We start from the raw sequence: 20,216 nt of genomic DNA on the forward strand, positions 1-20,216 counted from the left end.
CCGATCACCGACTGTGCCGCTCGAGACGCCGGTCCACGTCGCCAACGAACTCGCCAGGCGCGGGTACAACGCCGACCCCGAAGCCGTCACCCTCCTCGCGTCGACCGCGGACCCCGGACGGGCGCTGGAACGGACGCTCGAAACTGTCCCCGACGACGCCGTCAAACTCACCGCCGCCCACGTCAAGGAGGTCGTCGACACCCGGTCCCGATCGAACGCCTCGTCCGACCGAGCAGGCTCGAACGCCCCGGGATCGACCGATCCGACGCCCGTCGAAGACCCCCCTGTTTCAACTGGAAACCCGGCGACCGAATCGGAAGACGCGGGGGACGCGGCTCCAGTCGAAACGAAGGGGGTCGACGGTGCGGACACGGCGGGATCGGACAGCAGCGCCGGAGCCGGTACGACGCGAGGCGGCCGGGCGCCGGCCGACCCGGCCCAGCAGTCGGTCTCGGTGGAGGGCGACATCAGCAGCACCGGGACGGGCGAGTACTCGGACTTCGTGGCGGTGTTTCGCGACCGCTACGAGAAGCTCTCGAAGCAACTCCGTGGCCGGGTCAACCACCGGCCGTCCGACGCCATCGAGTCCATGCCCGGCAACAGCGAGGCCGCGATGGTCGGGATGGTCTCGGACATCCGGTCGACCGCCAGCGGGCACTGGCTGGTCGAACTCGAAGACACCAACGGCACGTTCCCCTGTCTGGTGATGAAAGACCGGGACATCGCCGAACTTGTGGAGGAACTCCTGTTGGACGAGGTGATCGCCGTCGACGGGACGCTCGCCGACGACGGCGGCATCCTGTTCGTCGACTCGCTGTACTTCCCGGAGATCCCACGCACCTACGAGCCCTCGACCGCCGACCGCGAGGTGGAAGCGGCGCTCATCAGCGATGTCCACGTCGGGAGTCAGGAGTTCGAGGCGGACGCGTGGCACCGCTTCACCGACTGGCTCCACACCGCGGACGCCGACCGCGTCGAGTACCTCCTCATCGCCGGCGACATGGTCGAGGGCGTCGGCGTCTACCCCGGTCAGGACGAGGAACTCGACATCGTCGACCTCTACGAGCAGTACGAGCGGTTCAACGAGTACCTGAAAGAGGTCCCCGGGGACATGGAGATAATCATGATCCCCGGCAACCACGACGCCGTCCGACTCGCCGAACCGCAACCGGCGTTCGACGAGGAACTGCGCGACATCATGAGCGCCCACGACGCACGCATCTCGGGCAACCCCTCGACGGCCACCGTCGAAGGCGTCGACGTGCTCATGTACCACGGCGTCTCGCTGGACGAGGTCATCGCCGAACTGCCCGACGAGAAGGCGACCTACGACGAGCCCCACAAGCCGATGTACCAGCTTCTCAAGAAACGTCACGTCGCGCCGCAGTTCGGCGGCCAGACCCGGTTAGCGCCCGAGGAAAAGGACCACCTCGTCATGGAGACGGTCCCCGATATCTTCCACTCGGGTCACGTTCACAAGCTGGGGTACGGCAAGTACCACAACGTCCTGACGATCAACTCGGGCTGCTGGCAGGCCCAGACCGACTTCCAGGAGCGCATGAACATCGACCCCGACGTGGCCTACGCGCCCATCGTCTCGCTGGACACGCTCGACCTGCGCATCCACGACTTCGAGTAACGTACGACATCGAGTAGCGCGGCGGTCGGGCCGTCAGCGGAGTACGCCGTTTCAGTTCCCGAGCAGCGGTGTGTCCTCGCCGGCGACGATCAGGACGAATCCGATCACCGCGACCGTCGGGTACGCGGGATGCGCGGCGGCGAACTCGACCACGGCGGCCGCGGCACCGATATCGGCGACGACGGTGGCGGTGTTCGACGCCGACCGGCCGGGGATCGAGAGCCCGTGGGGCGTGCCGAGGCTCAGCGCCGTGACGGCCGAGGTACAGGCGATCGTCACGAAACCGACGATCCGGAGCGTCTGTCGGTCGAGCGCCGGTCCCAGTCCGCGTTCGCCGCCGAGTCGCGCCATCGTGTCCGTGAACAGGCTATCCGCTCATAAATGTACGTCAGACGTCGGGTGTCCTCGACGCGGTGTGTCCTCGACGCGGGGAGCGATCAATCGCCGATCAGCGGCGTCTCGTCGCCGGCGACGACGAGGACGAAGCCGACCAGCACCGCCGCCGGGTAGGCTGGGTGAGCGGCGGCGAACTCGGCGAACGCGGCGATGGTACCGACGTCGGCGGCGTACGCGGCGGTCTGACCGGCCGACTCGCTACCGACTGTGAGGCCGTATTCCGTGGTGACGCTCATCGAGGCGACGCCGGCAGACATGAGGACGGTGACGAACCCGACGACGCGGAGCGCGTGTCGACTCGTGGCCGCGACCAGCCGCGAACCGACTCCGGTAGAGCTCATACCGTACACGGAGTCGGTCGACCGCCTTATACCCGCGTCAGACGCCGAGCGGTCGAGGAAGGGCGACGCGGGGTCGAGGAGCGGGGGTTTGACTGGGGACGCGAATCGGTTCGGGATCCGTCGAAAACCTGCCGGAATCGGCGACACCTGGCGTAATTGGCCCGCTGACGGGGACTTATGGTGTCGGGGTCCCTCGGTGGAACGTATGGCAGACGACTGGGATCCGGCGACCGAGGCACTGCACGTTGGACAGGAAGAGCCAGACGCGGCGACGGGTGCGCGCGCGCCACCGATCTATCAGACCACCTCGTACGTCTTCGAGGACGCCGACGACGCCGCGGCGCAGTTCGCCCTCGAGAAGCCCGGTCACATCTACTCGCGGCTGATGAACCCGACCAACGCGATGCTCGAACAGCGCCTGGCGGCGCTGGAGAACGGCGTGGCCGCGGTCGCCACGTCCTCCGGGATGGCCGCGCTGAACCTCGCGACCTTCATGCTCGCCGACGTCGGTGACAACGTCGTCACGGCCTCGTCGCTGTACGGCGGCACGTACACCTACTTCACCCACACCGCGCCCCGGATGGGCGTCGAGGCTCGCTTCGTCGACACGCTGGACTACGAGGCCTACGAGGAGGCCATCGACGAGAACACCGCATACGTCCACTTCGAGACCATCGGCAACCCCGCGCTCGTGACGCCGGACATCGAGCGGATCGCGGACATCGCGCACGACCACGGCGTCCCGCTGTTCGTCGACAACACGTTCGCGACGCCGCACCTCTGCCAGCCGCTGGACCACGGCGCCGACCTCGTCTGGAACTCCACCACGAAGTGGATCCACGGCCACGGCACGACCGTCGGCGGCATCCTGGTCGACGGGGGCTCGTTCCCGTGGGACGAGCACGCGGACAAGTTCCCCGAGATCGCCGAGCCGAACCCGGCCTACCACGGCGTCAACTTCCGCGAGCGCTTCGGCGAGGCCGCGTTCACCTACGCCGCGGTCGCCCGCGGCCTGCGCGACCTCGGGTCACAGCAGTCGCCGTTCGACTCGTGGACCACCCTACAGGGACTAGAGTCGCTCCCGATGCGGATGGACCGCCACTCGGAGAACGCGATGGAAGTGGCCGAACACCTCGCCGACCACCCCGAGGTGTCGTGGGTCACCTACCCCGGCCTGGAGGACCACGAGACTCACGACACGGCCAGCGAGTACCTCGACGGCGGCTACGGCGGCATGATCACCTTCGGCCTCGCCGAGGGGTACGACGCCGCTCGAACGACCGTGGAGTCCACGGAGATCGCCTCGCTGCTCGCCAACGTCGGCGACGCGAAGACGCTGATCATCCACCCCGCCAGCACCACCCACCAGCAGCTGAGCGACGAGGAGAAAGCCGCCGCGGGCGTCACCGACGACATGGTTCGCCTCTCGGTCGGCCTCGAATCCGTCGACGACATCGTCGCGGACCTCGACGCCGCTATCGAGACCGCGACCCAGTAAGCGACGCGGCAGTCGACCCTTCGGCCGCGACGGATTCGTCGGAAACCGGAGTGTCCCGGTTTCTCGGGCCCGGAGAACGGTCTGTCATTATTATATGATCTTACGTCGTAGGAGCAACTGGAGGGTACGACAATGTCAACGCAGCGGCGGACGCTAGAGGCCGAACTACTCGGCCGTGAGACACACTTCGAATACTCGGAAGACTGGATCGGATACGCACTGCTCGGGCTCCGGGTCGTCATGGCGTGGGTGTTCCTGCAGGCGGGGCTGGACAAGCTCCTCGCGCCCGGCGGCTGGACGGCGGCGGGATACCTGGGGAACGCCATCCCCGAGGGCAACCCGTTCGGGTTCTGGAGCGCGATGGGGAGCGCACCGCTGGTCGACCCGCTCGTGATCTGGGGACAGATCCTGATCGGGCTCGCGCTGCTGGTCGGCGTCGCCGTCCGGTTCGCCGCCTTCTGGGGGGCCGTCCAGATGATCCTCTTCTGGATGTCCCACCTCGAGGGGGGACTGCTGGCCGGGTTCCCCATCGAGCACGGCTGGTTCGTCTCCAGCCACATCGTGTACGCCCTGTTGCTGTTCGGCCTCGGCGCCATCGGCGCCGGCCGGATCCTCGGCGTCGACAGCTACCTCGAGGAGACCGAGTTCGTCCAGTCGAACCGGTGGCTCCGGTACTTCCTGGGGTGAGCGGGGGCATCAGCCTCTCTCGTTTCGCTGCCGAAAGCTAGTGTGAGAACGACCGTTCGTCCCTCGTCAGTCCAGCACGTCTTCGCCTTCGAGGACCTCCTGCAGGTCGGCCATCGTCTCGACGATGGTGTCACAGGCCGGCGCGACGGCCGGTTTCGGGTCGAAGCCGACGGCGAGGCCGGCGACCTGGAGCATCGGGAGGTCGTTGGCGCCGTCGCCGACGGCGATCGTGTCGTCGCGGTCCGCGCCGACGACGGCCGTCAGGACCTCCAGCGCGTCGTCTTTGGTCCCCTCGATGAGCGGACCGTCGACGGTGCCGGTCAGTTTCCCGTCCGCGACGGGGAGTCGGTTCGCCACGATGGCGTCGACCTCGACGCCCTCCGTTTCGAGTGCGGCGGCGACGCCGCGCTCGAACCCGCCGGTGAGGATGGCGACGTAGACGCCGGCCTCGCGGAGCGCGGCGATCACGTCGGCCGCGCCGGGTCGCAGTTCCACCTGGTCGAAGGCCGCCTGGGCCTCCTCGTCGGGGAGGTCCTCCAGGAGCGCGCAGCGCTGGCGGAGGCTCTCCGCGTACTCGATCTCGTCGTTCATCGCCCGCTCGGTGATCTCGGCCATGTCCACGGCCGTCCCGTTCCGGTTCCCGAGCAGGACGGTCATCTCGGAGTCTGAGAGCGTGCCGTCGAAGTCGAAGGCGACTACGGTCATTGCCAATCCGTTCATCGCGGGGGGATTCAAACCCCCCGATTTCGGGTGGACGACGGCGTCCGACGACGCCGCTACGGTGGGGGCGGTTCGTCTCGACTGGACCGCTGAGAAACAGCGGGGCGCGTCGTCGCGTCAGTCCTCCCGTACGGGGACGTAGAGCTCTCGCTTGGCGGCGCCGACGGGCGTCTCACCGGCGGGGTACCGTTCGAAGACCGGGGAGTGAACGTCGTCCGCATCGGCGTGGCCGCTGTGGGTGAGGTCCGCCTCGTGGACCTCGACGACCATCTCACGGACGGTCTCGTGTTCGGGATAGAGGACGGCGTAGGTCGCTTGCGGGATCTCGACGGCCGTCAGCTCAGCGGAGAGCGAGTCGGTCGACTCGACTTCGCGGCCGGCGACGTACGCGAACTCCCCGCTGTCGGGGTCGACGTCGAACATCACCGCGTACCGGTCGTCGCCGACGGCGACCTCCTCCAGGTCGTCGGCGTAGTCGTCGAGTGACCGCCACAGCGCAGCCTCGTCGACGCTGGTGCCACGGTGTCCGACGCCCGCGATTGTGAAGTTGCCGTGCCGTTCTGTCTCCGGGTCTTCGAAGTCGAGAACCATACCCGCGGTTGGGGGGGAACGGGCTTACGTACCCGGAATCGGGGGAGTACCCGACGACCACACCGCGGCAAGACCGCACGTACACACAGCCAGCGCTTGCGAGTTCAACCAGCGGCACGTCGTGCGACGCTCACTGCGTTCGCGTCCGGTGAACCGCTCGCGGACGCTACGGCCGCGGCGGCTCGCCGTCGTAGCCGTCGACATCCTGATAGAAGTTCAGCAGCGCGAACTTCAGTTTCCCGGGGTCGACGTCGACCATCTCGCGGCGCTCCTCGGGCGGGAAGGTCCCGCGCACGGAGTAGTCGCGCATCTCGACGCCGGACCGCTCGGTGTAGCGCTTGTCGAGCAGGATGCGCGCGCCGAAGTCCTCGGGGGAGCGAACGACCCGTCCGAGCGCCTGCCGGGTCTTGCGGACGGTCGGGATCTCGACGCCGTAGCGCCAGCCCGCGCCGTCTTCGTCGTCGTCACGGCGGCGCTGCGAGTCGTCGTCGTCGCCGAACGCGGCGTCGTAGGCCTCCTGGACGGCGTCCATCCGGTCGTCGAGGTGGGGGTACGGGACGCCGACGACGACGACAGTCCGGGCGTCGTCGCCGTCGAAGCTCACGCCCTCGGCGAGGGTCCCCCACAGCGACGTGAACAGGACCGACCCGTCGTCGTCGGTGAAGGCCTCGCGGAGGTCCGCCGCGGAGGTACCCGGGCGGTCGAGATACGTCGCGCCGTCGGTGTCAACCCGCTGGTGGTAGCGCTCGGCCTCGCTGTAACTCGGGAAGAACGCGAGGGTGTTCCCCGGCGTGAACCGCGCGGCGTCCTCCAGTACGCCGGCGACCGTCGACTGCACCTCCATGTCGTCGCGCTTGCTGGCGAACAGGGCGGGACCGTCGACGGCGTAGGTCCGCCGGCGCTCCTCGGGGAACTGCGGGCCGTAGGCCAGCGTCGCCGGGTCTTCGAGGCCGAGGACGTCCTCGGTCACGTCGAAGGGCCGCAGCGTCGCGCTCATCAGGACGCTGGCGTGCATGTCGGCGAACAGTTCCTCGGTGACCGAACTCGGGATGCACGTGTACAGCTCCGCACGGCCGTATATCTCGCCGGCCTCGCGAGGCCCGCCCTCTTCGGCACGGCGGACGCTGACGACGGGGTACTGCCCCTCGGCGGCGGACTCGTCGAGCCAGTCCTCGACGAAGGACGCGGCCTGCAGAGTCTGGCACTCCTGGCGGGTCGTCGTCTCGCCGTTCTTGTACGCCTCCTCGTAGGACTGGTCGAGTTCCCGCGCGAGGTCGAGCGTCCGGTCGAGTTCCTCCCGGAACCCCGGGCCGGAGTAGCTCTGGAGGAAGTTCAGCGTCAACTCGTCGCGGGCGTCCTCGTTGTCGATGGACAGGTCGTACCAGTTCTCCTCGACGCCTTCGCGCTCACCGAAGGAGAAGGCCTCCTGGTAGGCGTCGGTCAGCGCCCGGCGGAAGGTGTCGAGAACGTTCAGCGCGCCGTCGCTCCGCGGGTCGTCGGTCGTCTCGAGTTCCTCGACGGCCTGGTCGAGCGTCGTCTCGGTGAGGGTGCGCCGGGCGTGGTCGCGCGCGGCGTCCTCGACGTTGTGGGCCTCGTCGAAGACGGCGATCACGTCCTCGGGGTCGCGACCCAGCCACCGGAAGAACTGCTCGCGGATCATCGGGTCGAGCAGGTGGTGGTAGTTACAGACGACGAGGTCGACGCCGTCCATCCCCTCTTTGAGTAGTTCGTAGCCACACAGCCCCTCGCGCTCGGCGTAGCCGTACACGTCCTCGGGGGTGCGCACGTCGTCGAACAGCCAGCCGTAGAACTCGTCCGTGTCGACGGTCAGGTTCCGGTAGTAGTTGTCACAGACGTTCTGCTCCGTCCGGATCTGCTCGATCTCGTCCTCGACGGAGTCGAGTTCGTCCATCAGGGCACCGCGGGCGTCGGCGGCCTCGGCGCTCCCGTCCTGGCTCTCCTCGAGCAGCGCGCGCTGCTGGGATTCGAGCTCCGCCCTGTTCTCCTCGGCGTCGACGAGTTCCCGGGTCGTATCCCGGAGCGCCTGGCACTCCTCGTAGCCCACGTCGATGTGACACATCGAGGCTTTGCCCTGGAAGACGACGGCGCGGATGGGCTCCTGGTCGGTGATCGCGGCGGCCTCGCGGACGAACTGGCGCATCTGCTGGTGGACGTTGGTCGTGATCACGACCGTCTTGTTCGTCTCGCGGGCGTACTCCAGGGCGGGCGCCAGCGCGGCGAGCGTCTTGCCGGTGCCGGTCGCGCCCTCGAAGAGGACGTTCCGGCGCTCGTCGAGCGCGTCGTAGATGGTCCCCATCGCCTCGGTCTGGTGGTCGTAGGGCTCGTCGTACGGGAAGAATCGGAGATACTCGGGGGGATCGGACGCGCTCGCCACTGTGTAGGTGTGTTCGCGCGCCCGGATAAAAGCCCTAGCCCCATCGCGGTGAAAGTGGTCCGGGGCCCGGTTCTCGGCCGTCCGCCCGCCGAGCGCTACACCTCGGGTTCGATGTAGACCGTGCGGACGCTCGTGTTCGCCGCCTTCATCTCCTCCTCGATCTCGGTGATGATGGCGTCGAGGTCGCCGCCCTGGAATCCGGGTGCGAACTCCACGTCAGCGGAGACGACGATGCGCTCGGGGCCGAAGTAGACGGTCCGGAAGTCGACGATGCGGTCGACCTCCTCGCGGTCCGTGACGATGGCCCTGAGCTTGCGTTCTTCGTCCTGCGGGAGGCTCTCGCCGAGGATGAGACGCTTGTTCTCCCAGGCGAGCGCGACGGCGAACACCATCAGCATCGCCCCGATGACCAGTGCGCCGGCGGCGTCGAACAACGGCTCGTCGAACACTCGCGCGAGGGTGATCCCGACGAGCGCGACGATCAGCCCCAGCAACGCGATGGTGTCCTCGGTCAGCGCCGTGAGCGTGGTCACGTCGCTGGTCTTTCGGAACGCCTCCCGGATCCCGCCCCAGTCGTTCTCGGCCATCTGTCGGCGCATCTCGGCCCAGGCCTTCTTGAACGCCCACGACTCGAAGACGATGGCCGCGAGCAGGACCGCGACGTTGACGTAGAACAGGTCGAACCCGAACACGGGTTCGTAGCTGAACCCGAGGAACTCGATGGCCCCGCCCGCCTCGGTGCCTCCGTGCGTGAGGACGTGGTACCCGTGTTTCAGCGACTCCCAGCCCGCGATCCCGAAGAGGAACACGGAGACGAGAAAGGCGTAGAAGAACTGCGCCTTCCCGTAGCCGAAGGGATGTTGCCGGTCGGCCTCGCGGCCGCCGAAGCGGAGGCCGATCAGCAAGAACACCTGGTTGCCCGTGTCGGAGATGGAGTGGTACGTCTCCGAGAGCATCGACGGGCTCGCGGTCAACAGGAACCCGATGAACTTCAGGATCGCGATCGCGCCGTTGGCGAACAACGCCGCGATCACGACGCCTCTGCTACCTGCCATTTGCTGTCAGGTCGACCGGATCCGGCAAAACGCTTGGGTTCGACTCGCGACACTTTTACACTTCGCCGACCGCGGTTCGGGCGTGATAACGGTCGTCTCGGACACGCACGGCACGGACGGGCATCGACTCGAGGGGCGGACGCTGACGGCTGTCCGCGAGGCGGAACTGGTGATCCACGCGGGTGATTTCACGACGGAGGCGGTGCTGGACGCGTTCGAAGCGGAGGCGGGGGCCGAGGTAGCGGGCGGCGGCGAGTTCGTCGCGGTCTCCGGGAACAACGAAGACGCGGGCGTTCGCGAGCGACTGGACGAAACGAGAGTAGTGGAGCGGGCGGGCGTTCGGTTCGTCGTCGTTCACGGCCACGAACACGACGACACCGCCCTCTCGCTCCTCGGGCGCCAGGAGCGGGCGGACGTCGTCGTCGTCGGGCACTCCCACGAACCGGGACGTCGGGAGGGTGGGGCCGTCACGATCCTGAATCCGGGGAGTCACGCCGACCCGCGCTGGTACCGTCCGGCGCACGCAGAACTCGAACCGTCAGAGGCGGGACTGACCGGGCGACTCGTGTCGCCGGACGGGGAGGCGTTCAGCGAGTTCGACCTCACCGTCACCGGGCGAGAGTGACGGCGGGCCGTGCGGGGCGGCGCGCACTCGCAACTACCGGCCGGACAAAAAAGTAAGCGCCGTAAACTCAAACCCGCGTTTCAGTGTCAGACGGACGACCGGCGTTCCCGCGTGGACCCGGCCGGTCGAACCGGATCGCTCGAACGGTCACTGCGTGAGGTACCAGACGAGGAACCCGCCGGCGAGGACGGCGGCGCCGCCCAGGAAGAAGAAGGCGCCGGGCGGGAGGCCCGCGGCGGCGCCGGTCGCGGCGTCGACCGCGCCGGCGTCGGCGACCGGTGTCGGCGTCCGCGCGGCGGCCGCGGCGCCGTCCTCGGCCGTTCCGGCGGTGGTGCCGCCGAAGAGGTCGTTCCCGGCCAGCGCCTGCACGACGAGGCTGACGACGGCGAGCAGGCCGACGGCGCCGAGCAGTCGCGAGAGGGCGGTGCGGATGCTCGTGGACTTCTCCTGGTCGCCCGCGAAGATCACGAGGGGCTGGTCGGCCGGGGCGTACACGTCCATCTCGCGGCCCTTCTGGGAGTAGGCCGTGTCGACGACTTCGACGGCGCCGGCGTCTTCCAGGTTCTCGAGGTGGTACTGGGCGTTCTGCAGCGAGGTGTCGACGCGGTCGGCCAGTTCGGCCGGCGGCGCGGGCGTCTCGTGGAGTTCTCCGAGCAGTCGGCGGGCGGTCTCCGAGGAGAGCGCAGAGAGGAGGTCGTCGGCGTCGTCGCTCTCGACGCCGACTACCCGCGGCTCCGCGTCGTCCGCCGCGGTTGTGTCGGGTTTGGAGGGCAGCAGCGACATCTCACGTCTCGCTTTGCACCGCTGGAGTATCAGTCTTGTCACCTGACAGTCTCGTTCGCGCGCGTTCGTTCGCGCCCGAGTAAAAAACATTAAAACGGCCGGTCCTCGTCGTCCGCACCGGCGGGGCTCCGCGTCCCGAAACCTCTTTGCCGGCCGGGGCGGTAGCCGGGGATATGCAGATCGGTGATCTGGTCTCCGGGTTCTTCGACGATCCCGTCCTCGTCGCCATCGTCGTGATCCTCCTCGGGTTCGTCTTCCTCGTGTATCTGTTCCTCCGCCGGACCGCAAAGGGGTTCAAGGAAGGCATGAACCAGGGTCGACAGTAGAGCAACCGGTCCGTCGTCTTCACACTCACCGGTCAACAGCCGCTCACGCGACCGCTCGGCCCACCCGCTCGACCGCTCGTTCGACGTCGTCGTCGCTCACGTCCCAGTGCGTACAGAAGCGGACGCTGTAGTCGCCGAAGGCGACACAGCCCACACCCTCGCGTTCGCAGGCGTCGACCACGTCGTCGGCGGGCGCGTCGGTCTCGGCGACGACGATGTTCGTCTCCGGGTCGGGCGCCGCGATGCCGTCGATGCCGTCGAGGCCGGCGGCGAGTCGCCGGGCGCGCTCGTGGTCCTCGCCGAGTCGGTCGCGGTTCTCCAGCGCGAGCAGGCCCGGTGCGGCGATCAGTCCGGCCTGGCGCATCCCGCCGCCCATGAGTTTGCGGACGCGGTGGGCGCGTTCGACGAACGGCTCGCTCCCGGCGAGCACGGACCCCACTGGCGCGCCCAGCCCCTTCGAGAGACAGACCATCACGGAGTCGACATCGCGGGTGAACCGGTCGGCGGGGACGTCGAGCGCGGCGGCCGCGTTGAACAGGCGCGCGCCGTCGAGGTGGACCGGGACGCCGCGGTCGCGAGCGGCGGTCGCCGCGGATTCGATCGCCCCGGGCGCGATGGCGGTGCCGCCCTTGCTGTTGTGCGTGTTCTCGAGGGCGAGCAGGCCGGTCCCCGCGCGGTGGCCGTCGGCCTCGACGTGTGCCTCGCGGACCTGTTCGGCGGTGACGACGCCGCGGTCGTCGCCGTCGACGGGGCGGGTCTGGACGCCGGAGTGTTGAGCGACGCCGCCGAGTTCCCACTTGTAGACGTGACTCTCGCGTTCGAGGATCAGCTCCTCGCCGCGGTCGGTGTGAGCGCGGACCGCGACCTGGTTGCCCATCGTGCCAGAGGGGACGTAGAGGGCGTCGTCGAGGCCGAGCACGTCGGCGACGCGGGCTTCCAGTTCGTTGACGGTCGGGTCCTCGCCGTACACGTCGTCGCCGACGTCGGCGTCGCGGGCGGCGACCCGCATCGCGTCGCTCGGTTTCGTGACTGTATCGCTGCGAAGGTCGATCATGCACCCCCGTTCGCGCTCGGGGCGGAAATAGGTGGCTCGCCGGAGGCGCCCTCGTCGAGAGGGCCGTTCTTCTACTGCTGGTTCACCAGTTCGGTCGGCGTGAGTTCGTGGCCGTTGTACTCGATACGGAAATCGGCGTCTCCGGCCGTTCGCTGGAAGTCGGTCACGTCGCCGGTGACGGCGTAAGTATCGCCGTACCCCTCGTTGCCGGTGAACCCGTCGACGGTCACGGTGCCGTCGCCGTTGTCCGTCACCTGGTCGTTCCCCGCCGCGGAGCGCCTGTCGCCGACGTTTGGGATCCCGCGAGCGGTGCCGTCGACGATGAACTCGTAGTCGACGTCGCCCGATTCGGTGGCGACGACGGCGAGGAGGTCGGTCGACGGCGACGTGTCTTCGAGGATCCGCCACTCGCACTCCCGGAGGACGTAGTCGCCGGAGCCCCCGGTCTGGGTGAACGACTGGACCTGGCCCTCGACGGCGTAGGTGTCGCCGTATCCAGGGTTCCCGGTCCGGCCGGTCGCGGTCCACGTCCCGTCGCCGTTGTCCGTGATCGCGTCGTTGCCGCCGGGGCTGGCGTTGCGCCGGTCCGAGAGCGAGACCGCCCGGATCGGGCCGTCGACGGTGAACTCGTAGTCGACGGCGCCCTCGGTCGCGCCCATCACCTCGATACAGCGGTCCTGACAGTCCTCCTTGCCGAGGAGGTGCTTGTCGGCGGCCGGGTTGCGGATGTAGTGGCGCGTGTCGTTGAGGTTGTAGTCCACGTCGAACGCCTCGATGACTTTCCCATCGTGTTCGCCCGTTCCGCGATACACGTCCGCGACGGACTTCGGCGGGCCGTCGTACTGGTAGACGTTTTGGGTGGTCCCGTCGACGAAGTGGAGGTCGAGCTTCGAGATCACGTTGTCCGGGGGTTTCTCGATGTCGACGAACTCGCTCCCTCGGACCGTCACGCGCGAGTCCGTGAACGTCACCGCCCTGTCCTCCGGGTCGCAGTCGGTCGAGTCGTTCGAGACGGTCAGCTCCTCGTCGTTCGACCCGTAGAACGTGACCGTGTCGACGACGCGCCCGGGCGCGCCGAACTCGTCCGGGCCCGCCTGTCCGACCCTGACGTAACTCCCGTCTCGGAAGACGACGCGGGCCCAGTAGGTCGTGTCCCAGTCGTCGACGGTGACCGTCGAGCAGTGTATCGTGAAGTCGGGATTCGGCCGTGTTGCGACTGTTTCACCCGCACTCCCAGTCGTTGCGATCCCCGCGAGTGCCCCCACCGCGCTCGATGCGAGGAACGTCCGCCGCGTGTTGCGCAGTTGTCTGTCCGTCATAGCACGCTACCGGTGTAGCGTGGTTCCCCTATTTCGTTATAGAGTGCGAACGGACGATAATCCCGGCTTATCGCCCGACACCGCGGGTGCGGTCCCCGGGTTTCAGCTTGTCATACGTCACCTCGTCACAAATTAACACTTTACCCTTCGCGTACACGTTTCGACCGTGACGCGACTACCCGCGCACTACGAGACCGTTCGCGACCGCAACGACTACGAGGCAGTCGAGGGAGCCGTGGGACCGGTCGACCCCGCTGACCGGCGTCGCTTCGTCGCAGTCGACGACCCCGGGGTGTTGGGGCGCGCGCTCGACCGGCCGACGCTCGTCTCGACGGGCGTCGGGATGACGGGCCCGCCTCATCTGGGCACGGTCGGTCAGATCGTGACGGCGATCACGCTTCAGGAGGCGGGTCTGGACGTGCAGTTCGTGATCGCCGACCTCGAACCGTACCACGGCGGCGCGCCGCTCGACCGAGTGCGAGCACTCGCGGAGCGCTACCGCGAGTTCGTTCGGGAGTCGGGGTTCGACTCCGACCGGGGACGGCTCCGAACGCAGTCGGAAGCCCGGGACGTGATGCACACCGCCCAGCTGCTGGCGCCGTACTTCGACCCGGACTCGTGGGACGACGGCGACGACCCGCCGGCGACCGAGTGGGAGCGAGCCGTCGGCGACGCCTACGATGCCGCGGAGGACGGGCCGACCATCGACCGCTCGGGGCCGAGTTCCGAGGCCGCGAAACAGCACAGCGCGGTGCTCCACGGCGTCGACTTCCTCCACCCGCTCTACGCGGGCGAGTACGAGCAACTCGTCCTCGCGTTCGGGGTCGACGAGCGCCATCTGACGCCGTGGGCGCGGCGATTCCGCGACGCCGCGCCCGTGGAGGGGTCCATCGCGGGACTCTACACGCGGATGCTCCCGGGGTTCGACGGCGCGCCGAAGATGGCCAAGTCCATCCCCGGGTCGGGCGTCTCGCTCGACATGTCGTCCGAGCGGATCCGCGAGCGGATCGGCGGCGACGACGGCGGCGACCCCGCCGCGTCCCCGGTGTTTCAGGCGATGTGTCTGGCCTCGGGGTACGACGCCGACCGACTGGACCGGCTCGAAGCGGCCTGCGAGTCCGGCGGCGAGGGGTGGGACGCTGCGAAGGCGGAGTACGCGGACTTCCTGGTCGGACTGGCCGAGCGGTGGCGGGCGACTGGGGAGTGAGGTCAGAGTTCCACGAGATCTAGATTCCAGCGACGCGACATTTATCAACCACGAGCGTAAAGCATCTGTATATGTCCGATGCCCATGCTGCCGGGGACGACGGGCCAGAGACGGTGCAGATCAATCTCCGGCTCACGGAGTCGTTTCTCGAAGACATCGACGCGACGTGGCGCGAGGAGGGGTTCAACTCCCGGAGCGAGTTCCTGCGCCACGCCGCCCGTGACGCGGTGAAACACCCGTCGTTCACACGGGAGGGGTGGAAGCAGATCGCCGCGAGCGAACACGACCTGCGGAGCGGTGACGCGGAACTCGTGTCTCGCGAGGAGGTCTTCGACATGGTCGATCGCGACGACGATGCCGAGTGAGGAGTGGACGTAGCGGTTCGCACCGCGTGCGGTCGACCAGTTCGACGGACTCGATACGCACGTACAGGACCGTATCGTCTCGAAACTCGACGGCGTGACCGAGTCGCAGTGGCGAGACCCCGACGAGTTCCTCGAACCTCTCACGGGCGGTCCCTTCGAGAAACTCCGGGTCGGTCAGTATCGACTCGCCTGCGTCCTGAATCGTGAAGAAGGGGTCCTCGAAGTACATCGGATCGAACACCGGAGCGGTGCGTACACGGCCGACGATTGATCCGACGACGAAACCGGTTTCACCGTTCCGTCCGAGGGGTCGGGCATGGACCCGCGCGTTCGCGAACACGCCGAGATAATCTGTGACCACTCCGTCGACCTGCAGGCGGGCGACACGGTCGTCATCGACGCCCATCCGGTGGCCGAGGACCTGGTGACGGCGCTCCACGAGGTCATCGCCGACCGCGAGGCCCACCCGCTGGTCGTCCAGAACCGCATGGGCAAGCGCTTCAAGCGCGCCTTCCTGCGCAACCACGACGGGGAGTTCTCGCTCCCCGAGCACCAGATGGCGCTGTACGAGGCGATGGACGTGTACATCGTTATCCGCGGGAGCGACAACGTCACCCAGACCAGCGACGTCGACCCCGAGCGGTCGACGGCCCAGGCGGCCGCCGAGCAACCCCTGCTCGAGGAACGGCTCTCGAAGCGCTGGTGTCTCACGCAGTACCCCGCGCCCGCCAACGCGCAGTTGGCGCAGATGAGCACCGAGGGCTACGAGAACTTCGTCTGGGACGCCATCCTCCGCGACTGGGACGAACAGCGCGAGTTCCAGGCCAACATGGTCGAGATCATGGACGACGCCGACGAGGTGCGCATCGTCTCCGGCGACACGACCGACGTGACCATGAGCGTCGCAGGCAACCCGACGCTCAACGACTACGGCGAGCGCAACCTCCCCGGCGGCGAGGTGTTCACCGCCCCCGTCCCCGACAGCGTCGAGGGCGAGGTGTACTTCGACAAACCCCTGTACCACCAGGGGCGGGAAGTGACGGACGTGTACTGCAAGTTCGAGGGCGGCGAGGTCGTCGAGCACTCCGCGGGGAAAAACGAGGCGGTCCTGACGAACGTGCTGGAGACCGACGAGGGGTCGAGCCGGCTGGGCGAACTCGGCATCGGGATGAACCGCGCCATCGACGAGTTCACCTACAACATGCTGTTCGACGAGAAGATGGGCGACACCGTCCACATGGCGGTCGGCCGCGCCTACGACGACACCGTCGGCGAGGGCAACGAGCAGAACGACTCGGCGGTGCACGTCGACATGATCGTCGACATGAGCGAGGACTCGTTCATCGAGGTCGACGGCGAGCGCGTGCAGGAGGACGGGACGTTCCGGTTCGAGGACGGGTTCGAGGGATAGGCTCCGGTCGGGATCCGTCGAGGCTCACGGACGCCGCCGGTCAGTTTCTGTAGCCAGCCGCCAGGAACGTCGCCGCGAGCAACGCGAGGAAGGCGGCGGCCACATCGAATCCGGGACCGGATCCGGTCGTCGTCCGCGCGTCCTCGGCGGTGTCACTCGTCTCGGCTGAGGGGGAGGGCGTCGCCGTCGTCGTGGGCGCGTCCGTGGTCGCGGTCGCCGTAGCCGGCGTCGGGGAGGCAGACGGCGTCGCCGTGGGTGCGTCAGTGTCCGTACGCTCCGGGGTCGGGGACGGCCTCGGCGTCTGGACGGTGACGGTCGCTAGGTTGGAGATCTCTCCCCCGTCGACCAGGATTGGGCCGTCGTTTTCCGGATAGTCCCAGCGTTCGTCGTCGTCGGAGTCACGGTGTAACACCGCGGCCAGCGTCTCGTTTCCGTCGACCGGTCGGTCGAGGTCGACGGCTACGTTCGAGTGCTGCCCGGCGCGAAGGTAGTCGCTAGCGCCGAGGACCGACCCGTTGGCACGACCCTGACGGATGGCGACGAAACCGCCGTTGGACAGTGTCACTGATCTGATGACGGCCGACCGGCCGGACGAGTCGACCCGCTGGTCGGAGAATGTGACGGAGCCGGGGAGGGAGTGGATCAACCGGCCGTCGTAGCGCGGACTGATCCGGGTCCCGTTCCGGGAGACCCACGCGGTGAAATTGAAACCACTCACCTTGTCCGTGAACGCGTCCGTCGTCACGCTGAAGTTGCCGCTCTCACGGACGCCCACGGAGAACGTCTCGTGGAAGGGGTAGTGCTCGGTGTCCCTCTGGACGTGGATCATCAGGTTCGTCCCGGGAGCCGCGTTCGTCTCGCCGCTGATGGTCTGTCGCGGACGGTCCCGCAGGACCATCTCCCCCCGGGAATCGTATCCAGCGTCGCGTTGGCCTCGTCGGGCGTCGCCGTCTCCGGGCTCCCGCGGTCGTCGACAGCGTCCGACGGAACGGCGCCGGCGACCGCGAGCGTCCCGAAGACCGCCACTGCGAGCAGAAGCGCCGCGACGACTGTCCCGAACGGGCGGTTCACAGGCGTGCTATCTGGGGACCTCACGTGCGAACCGCGTTCTCGCCTTCGTAAGTGTTTTGTGACTGAACAATTCGGTCACTCGGACAGGGCTCGTTTTCGCTCTCGTCTGTGGGCCAACAGGTCTGCAGAGGTCTTGATAAACAGCAGGACCACGACCGTTCCGGCGGCGCTCTCCGTGATCGCCACCGCTCCGAGGCCGAAGATTTGGACGACCACGAGTCCCCAGAAGTACGGGACCGGTTCGACCAGCAGCGACACCGGTCCTCGCCGCTCGGACTCCCGGCGGGCGACGTACTTGAACCAGTAGGACCCGACGTGGTAGGAGACGAGGCTGACCGTCGCGAGAGCGACCGTGACCGGTGTGGCCGCGTCGAACTCGCCGGTCAGGCCCACGACTCCGAAGAAGAACCCGACGAAGAGCCAGTCCATTACGAACTCCAGCACGAGCGCGTCGGCGATGGCCCGGTTGTCCTCGCCGACGTACGATTCGGCGGGGTCCCCGTCGAACGTCATCAGCGTGCGGATCTGCTCGGGGTCGTCCGTCCCCTCCGCCCGGGTGATCTTCACTGCCGACACGGCGATGACGACGCCGGTCTCCAGCCAGTAGACGAGCAAGAGCGCGTGTGCCGGCCAGCCCTGCCACCAGACCACGGCCAGCGTCACGAGGTTCGCGGCGAGCACCCCGACGAGACCTGTGAGCGCTTCCAGCGTCGTCTCACGCCTCCTGCAATCGTTCGCCGAGCCGACACGTAGTGATCTCTCTCCCGTGTCACCCCACCAGCGCGCCGAACACGGACCGTTCGATCTTCTGGAGGTGTTCGCCGACGGTGGCAGGCGAGCAGTCGACGACCTCGGCCACGTCCTCGTGGGTGGCCTGCCGGGGCGTCTCGTAGTAGCCGACGGCGACGGCGGCTTCGAGGACTTCCCGCTGGCGACTGGTGAGTGCGTCGACGAGACGGCCCCCTTCGGGGTGGTACTCGCCGGTCTTCTCGATCCGGATGTCGTAGCCGTCGGGGTCGTCCAGCTGGGCGGCGCGAGCGAACGCCTCCTCGGTACCGACGAGGGTCACGCGCTGGCCGCCGTCGTCGGTGATCTCGATGGGCGAGTCCCGGACGAGTTCGAGTTCGCGGTCGCGTTCGAGCATGTACTCGGTGAGGTCGTTCGTCTCGGTTCGGGAGTAGCCCCACGCCCGGTCGCCGTCGCCGTCGGCGACCGTGAACTCGTGGACCTCGGGGGAGTCGGCGAGGATCTCCCGATACCGGTCGGTGTCTCCCGTGATCTCGGCCAGTAACGTCACCGTCCCGTCCCCGAGGTCGTCCATCCGATGTATCGCTTCCGGGGTCACGTCCGGGTCGCGGGCGATCCGCTCGCCGACCGGATGGAACCCCGAACCCTCCGCCGGAGTCACCACCAGTGTGACGTACCGCATGGGCGGTCCTACGGGGGCCTACCCAAAGATTCGTCGGTTAGTCCTCGCGGGCGGCTCGCGCCGTCTCGTCGCGGGTCTCGGCCCCGACGTACTTTGGGACACGGTCCGAATTCGGGGTATGGAGCGACTCACAGACGGCGTCTACGCGTTCACGGAGACGATCGAGACAGACGACGGCGAGCGGGCCTTCCACCCGGCGGCCGTGGAGACCGACCGCGGGCTCCTGTTGATCGACGTCGGCCTCCCCGGACAGGCCGACGCGCTCGGCGACGAGATCGACCGGGCGGGCTTCGAGTGGGCCGACGTATGGGCGGTCCTACTCACCCATCAGGACGGCGACCACGCGGGTTCGCTGGCGGCCGTCCGCGAGGAGACGAACGCGGTCGTGTTCGCCCACGAGGGCTGTGCGCCGTACGTCGACGGTCGCGAGGAGCCGATCAAGGGCGACGGGGACCGCTACCCGCCGGTCCCGGTGGACGTGGAACTGGTGGGCGAGGAGACGTTCCGGACCGCGGCGGGGCCGATGCGGGTGGTGTACACGCCCGGCCACGCGCCGGGACATATCTCGCTGTACCTGCCCGAGGAGCAACTCCTGATCGCCGGCGACGCGCTGACGGCCGCCGACGGGGAGTTGCGGGGCCCCAAACCCCACTTCACGCCGGACGTGGCTGAAGCGGGGCAGTCGGTGGCGCGGCTGTCCGCGCTGAACGTCGAGCGGGTCCTCTGCTTCCACGGCGGTGTCGTCGCAGCAACCGACGACCGGATCGCAGAGATCGGCGAGTCGATCGAGGGGTGACTCCCGCCATAGCCCGCAGTCGCCCGGGTAGGCGGCTCCATCCGACTCTGAAAAACCCCGGCAGTTTTTGCGCCGACCGTCCCCCGTCGTTCACACGTCTGACGGGCGTCTGACACCGGGTTTTCAATCCGTGAGAATCGTTCCGGCAGGTTTATAGGTGGATGATACATGTTGTCACACATGGCGCCGGATATGGTCGCTGAAGCCGAGGTGGAAACGAACGCCGAAGTCATGGCCTCCGTCGAAGAGGGCCCCACCGAGACGCTCGTACTCGCCGATATCAGCTGTGACGACGCCTATCTCACAGTGCCGCTCGCCGACGCCGCCTCCCTTCCAGAGTGGCGGTAGGCTCAACTTCCGTTCTCCACTGAACGCTCGAACGCGCGCGGGTCCCGACGACGTGCTGGCTTTCGCGTCTCCGATTCTCACGGTCCGTCACTGCGCGTGCCGCGACCGGGACTGTGTCGTCACTGTCGATAGTGTCCTCGCCCGCGTCCGGAGAAAACAA

General features: G+C 67.9%; 23 protein-coding genes and 1 pseudogene. 11 read left to right on the forward strand and 13 right to left on the reverse strand.

What is annotated here, in order from left to right; genetic code table 11:
• The first annotated feature begins 13 nt into the window (after positions 1 to 13).
• The gene (locus tag D1409_RS06465) at positions 14 to 1,639 is read left to right on the forward strand and encodes a DNA-directed DNA polymerase II small subunit (RefSeq protein ID WP_123535277.1); all 1,626 of its coding nucleotides are present in this window, start codon (positions 14 to 16) and stop codon (positions 1,637 to 1,639) included.
• Positions 1,640 to 1,690: 51 nt separating this feature from the next.
• Here the strand turns inward: D1409_RS06465 and D1409_RS06470 are convergent, their stop codons facing one another.
• Together D1409_RS06470 and D1409_RS06475 are read right to left on the reverse strand one after the other, a co-directional pair.
• Positions 1,691 to 1,990 carry a hypothetical protein gene (locus tag D1409_RS06470; RefSeq protein ID WP_123535279.1) on the reverse strand — a complete coding sequence of 100 codons (300 nt, stop codon included), beginning with the start codon at positions 1,988 to 1,990 and terminating at the stop codon, positions 1,691 to 1,693.
• An 86-nt stretch (positions 1,991 to 2,076) separates the two neighbouring features.
• Entirely contained in the window at positions 2,077 to 2,376 is a 300-nt protein-coding gene (locus D1409_RS06475; protein ID WP_123535281.1) for a hypothetical protein, read from the reverse strand.
• A 205-nt stretch (positions 2,377 to 2,581) separates the two neighbouring features.
• Here D1409_RS06475 and D1409_RS06480 point away from each other — a divergent pair, with 205 nt between their 5' ends.
• Together D1409_RS06480 and D1409_RS06485 are read left to right on the forward strand one after the other, a co-directional pair.
• Positions 2,582 to 3,874: an O-acetylhomoserine aminocarboxypropyltransferase/cysteine synthase family protein gene (locus tag D1409_RS06480; protein WP_123535283.1), complete on the forward strand. Its 1,293-nt coding sequence runs from the start codon at positions 2,582 to 2,584 to the stop codon at positions 3,872 to 3,874.
• A gap of 132 nt (positions 3,875 to 4,006) precedes the next feature.
• On the forward strand, positions 4,007 to 4,561 hold the full coding sequence (locus D1409_RS06485) for a DoxX family protein (RefSeq protein WP_123535290.1): 555 nt from the start codon (positions 4,007 to 4,009) through the stop codon (positions 4,559 to 4,561).
• Between the two features lie 66 nt (positions 4,562 to 4,627).
• Here D1409_RS06485 and serB read toward each other — a convergent pair whose 3' ends face one another.
• The 4 genes from serB to D1409_RS06505 form a co-directional block, all read right to left on the reverse strand.
• Positions 4,628 to 5,266: a phosphoserine phosphatase SerB gene (gene serB, locus D1409_RS06490; RefSeq protein ID WP_123535292.1), complete on the reverse strand. Its 639-nt coding sequence runs from the start codon at positions 5,264 to 5,266 to the stop codon at positions 4,628 to 4,630.
• A 132-nt stretch (positions 5,267 to 5,398) separates the two neighbouring features.
• Positions 5,399 to 5,872 (reverse strand): GyrI-like domain-containing protein, encoded by a 474-nt coding sequence (locus tag D1409_RS06495; RefSeq protein ID WP_123535294.1) that lies wholly within the window; start codon positions 5,870 to 5,872, stop codon positions 5,399 to 5,401.
• 166 nt (positions 5,873 to 6,038) lie between these two features.
• On the reverse strand, positions 6,039 to 8,267 hold the full coding sequence (locus D1409_RS06500; protein WP_268895811.1) for an ATP-dependent DNA helicase: 2,229 nt from the start codon (positions 8,265 to 8,267) through the stop codon (positions 6,039 to 6,041).
• Between the two features lie 95 nt (positions 8,268 to 8,362).
• Positions 8,363 to 9,322: a cation diffusion facilitator family transporter gene (locus D1409_RS06505; protein WP_123535296.1), complete on the reverse strand. Its 960-nt coding sequence runs from the start codon at positions 9,320 to 9,322 to the stop codon at positions 8,363 to 8,365.
• An 82-nt stretch (positions 9,323 to 9,404) separates the two neighbouring features.
• Here D1409_RS06505 and D1409_RS06510 point away from each other — a divergent pair, with 82 nt between their 5' ends.
• Positions 9,405 to 9,947 carry a metallophosphoesterase gene (locus D1409_RS06510; protein WP_123535297.1) on the forward strand — a complete coding sequence of 181 codons (543 nt, stop codon included), beginning with the start codon at positions 9,405 to 9,407 and terminating at the stop codon, positions 9,945 to 9,947.
• 147 nt (positions 9,948 to 10,094) lie between these two features.
• Here the strand turns inward: D1409_RS06510 and D1409_RS06515 are convergent, their stop codons facing one another.
• Complete coding sequence (locus D1409_RS06515; protein WP_123535299.1) at positions 10,095 to 10,730, reverse strand: ArsR/SmtB family transcription factor; 636 nt, start codon at positions 10,728 to 10,730, stop codon at positions 10,095 to 10,097.
• 173 nt (positions 10,731 to 10,903) lie between these two features.
• Between D1409_RS06515 and D1409_RS24350 the strand changes: the two genes are divergently transcribed.
• Entirely contained in the window at positions 10,904 to 11,056 is a 153-nt protein-coding gene (locus D1409_RS24350) for a DUF7859 family protein (protein ID WP_164471586.1), read from the forward strand.
• 43 nt (positions 11,057 to 11,099) lie between these two features.
• On the opposite strand, the gene D1409_RS06520 is transcribed toward D1409_RS24350, so the two are convergent.
• Positions 11,100 to 12,110: a threonine aldolase family protein gene (locus D1409_RS06520; RefSeq protein WP_123535301.1), complete on the reverse strand. Its 1,011-nt coding sequence runs from the start codon at positions 12,108 to 12,110 to the stop codon at positions 11,100 to 11,102.
• Positions 12,111 to 12,181: 71 nt separating this feature from the next.
• Complete coding sequence (locus D1409_RS06525) at positions 12,182 to 13,429, reverse strand: hypothetical protein (RefSeq protein WP_123535303.1); 1,248 nt, start codon at positions 13,427 to 13,429, stop codon at positions 12,182 to 12,184.
• A 166-nt stretch (positions 13,430 to 13,595) separates the two neighbouring features.
• On the opposite strand from D1409_RS06525, the gene D1409_RS06530 reads away from it, so the two are divergent.
• The 4 genes and pseudogenes from D1409_RS06530 (at position 13,596) to D1409_RS06545 (ending at position 16,412) form a co-directional block, all read left to right on the forward strand.
• Positions 13,596 to 14,636 carry a nucleotidyl transferase family protein gene (locus tag D1409_RS06530; protein WP_123535305.1) on the forward strand — a complete coding sequence of 347 codons (1,041 nt, stop codon included), beginning with the start codon at positions 13,596 to 13,598 and terminating at the stop codon, positions 14,634 to 14,636.
• A gap of 71 nt (positions 14,637 to 14,707) precedes the next feature.
• Entirely contained in the window at positions 14,708 to 15,001 is a 294-nt protein-coding gene (locus D1409_RS06535; RefSeq protein WP_123535306.1) for a ribbon-helix-helix domain-containing protein, read from the forward strand.
• Positions 14,991 to 15,272 (forward strand): annotated as a pseudogene (locus tag D1409_RS06540) (type II toxin-antitoxin system RelE family toxin). Before D1409_RS06535 ends, D1409_RS06540 begins: the two are co-directional and overlap by 11 nt.
• 45 nt (positions 15,273 to 15,317) lie before the next feature.
• On the forward strand, positions 15,318 to 16,412 hold the full coding sequence (locus tag D1409_RS06545; protein ID WP_123535308.1) for an aminopeptidase: 1,095 nt from the start codon (positions 15,318 to 15,320) through the stop codon (positions 16,410 to 16,412).
• Between the two features lie 40 nt (positions 16,413 to 16,452).
• Here D1409_RS06545 and D1409_RS06550 read toward each other — a convergent pair whose 3' ends face one another.
• From D1409_RS06550 to D1409_RS06560, 4 genes are read right to left on the reverse strand one after another with little or no spacing between them, the layout of a single operon-like run.
• Positions 16,453 to 17,310, reverse strand: a complete 858-nt coding sequence (locus D1409_RS06550) for a DUF7282 domain-containing protein (RefSeq protein WP_123535310.1) — start codon at positions 17,308 to 17,310, stop codon at positions 16,453 to 16,455.
• Positions 17,241 to 17,507, reverse strand: a complete 267-nt coding sequence (locus D1409_RS24355) for a hypothetical protein (protein ID WP_164471588.1) — start codon at positions 17,505 to 17,507, stop codon at positions 17,241 to 17,243. The genes D1409_RS06550 and D1409_RS24355 overlap by 70 nt, the downstream gene beginning before the upstream one ends.
• Before the next feature lie 51 nt (positions 17,508 to 17,558).
• Positions 17,559 to 18,317: a DUF6498-containing protein gene (locus tag D1409_RS06555; protein WP_394339024.1), complete on the reverse strand. Its 759-nt coding sequence runs from the start codon at positions 18,315 to 18,317 to the stop codon at positions 17,559 to 17,561.
• A complete protein-coding gene (locus tag D1409_RS06560; protein WP_123535313.1) occupies positions 18,253 to 18,912 on the reverse strand; it encodes a helix-turn-helix domain-containing protein in 660 nt (219 codons plus the stop codon). Before D1409_RS06560 ends, D1409_RS06555 begins: the two co-directional genes overlap by 65 nt.
• Before the next feature lie 118 nt (positions 18,913 to 19,030).
• Between D1409_RS06560 and D1409_RS06565 the strand changes: the two genes are divergently transcribed.
• Positions 19,031 to 19,708, forward strand: a complete 678-nt coding sequence (locus tag D1409_RS06565; protein WP_123535315.1) for an MBL fold metallo-hydrolase — start codon at positions 19,031 to 19,033, stop codon at positions 19,706 to 19,708.
• A 180-nt stretch (positions 19,709 to 19,888) separates the two neighbouring features.
• A complete protein-coding gene (locus D1409_RS24360) occupies positions 19,889 to 20,056 on the forward strand; it encodes a DUF7556 family protein (RefSeq protein ID WP_164471589.1) in 168 nt (55 codons plus the stop codon).
• The last annotated feature ends 160 nt before the right edge of the window (positions 20,057 to 20,216 follow it).

Source organism: Halosimplex salinum (assembly GCF_003730195.1).
GTDB classification, from domain to species: domain Archaea; phylum Halobacteriota; class Halobacteria; order Halobacteriales; family Haloarculaceae; genus Halosimplex; species Halosimplex salinum.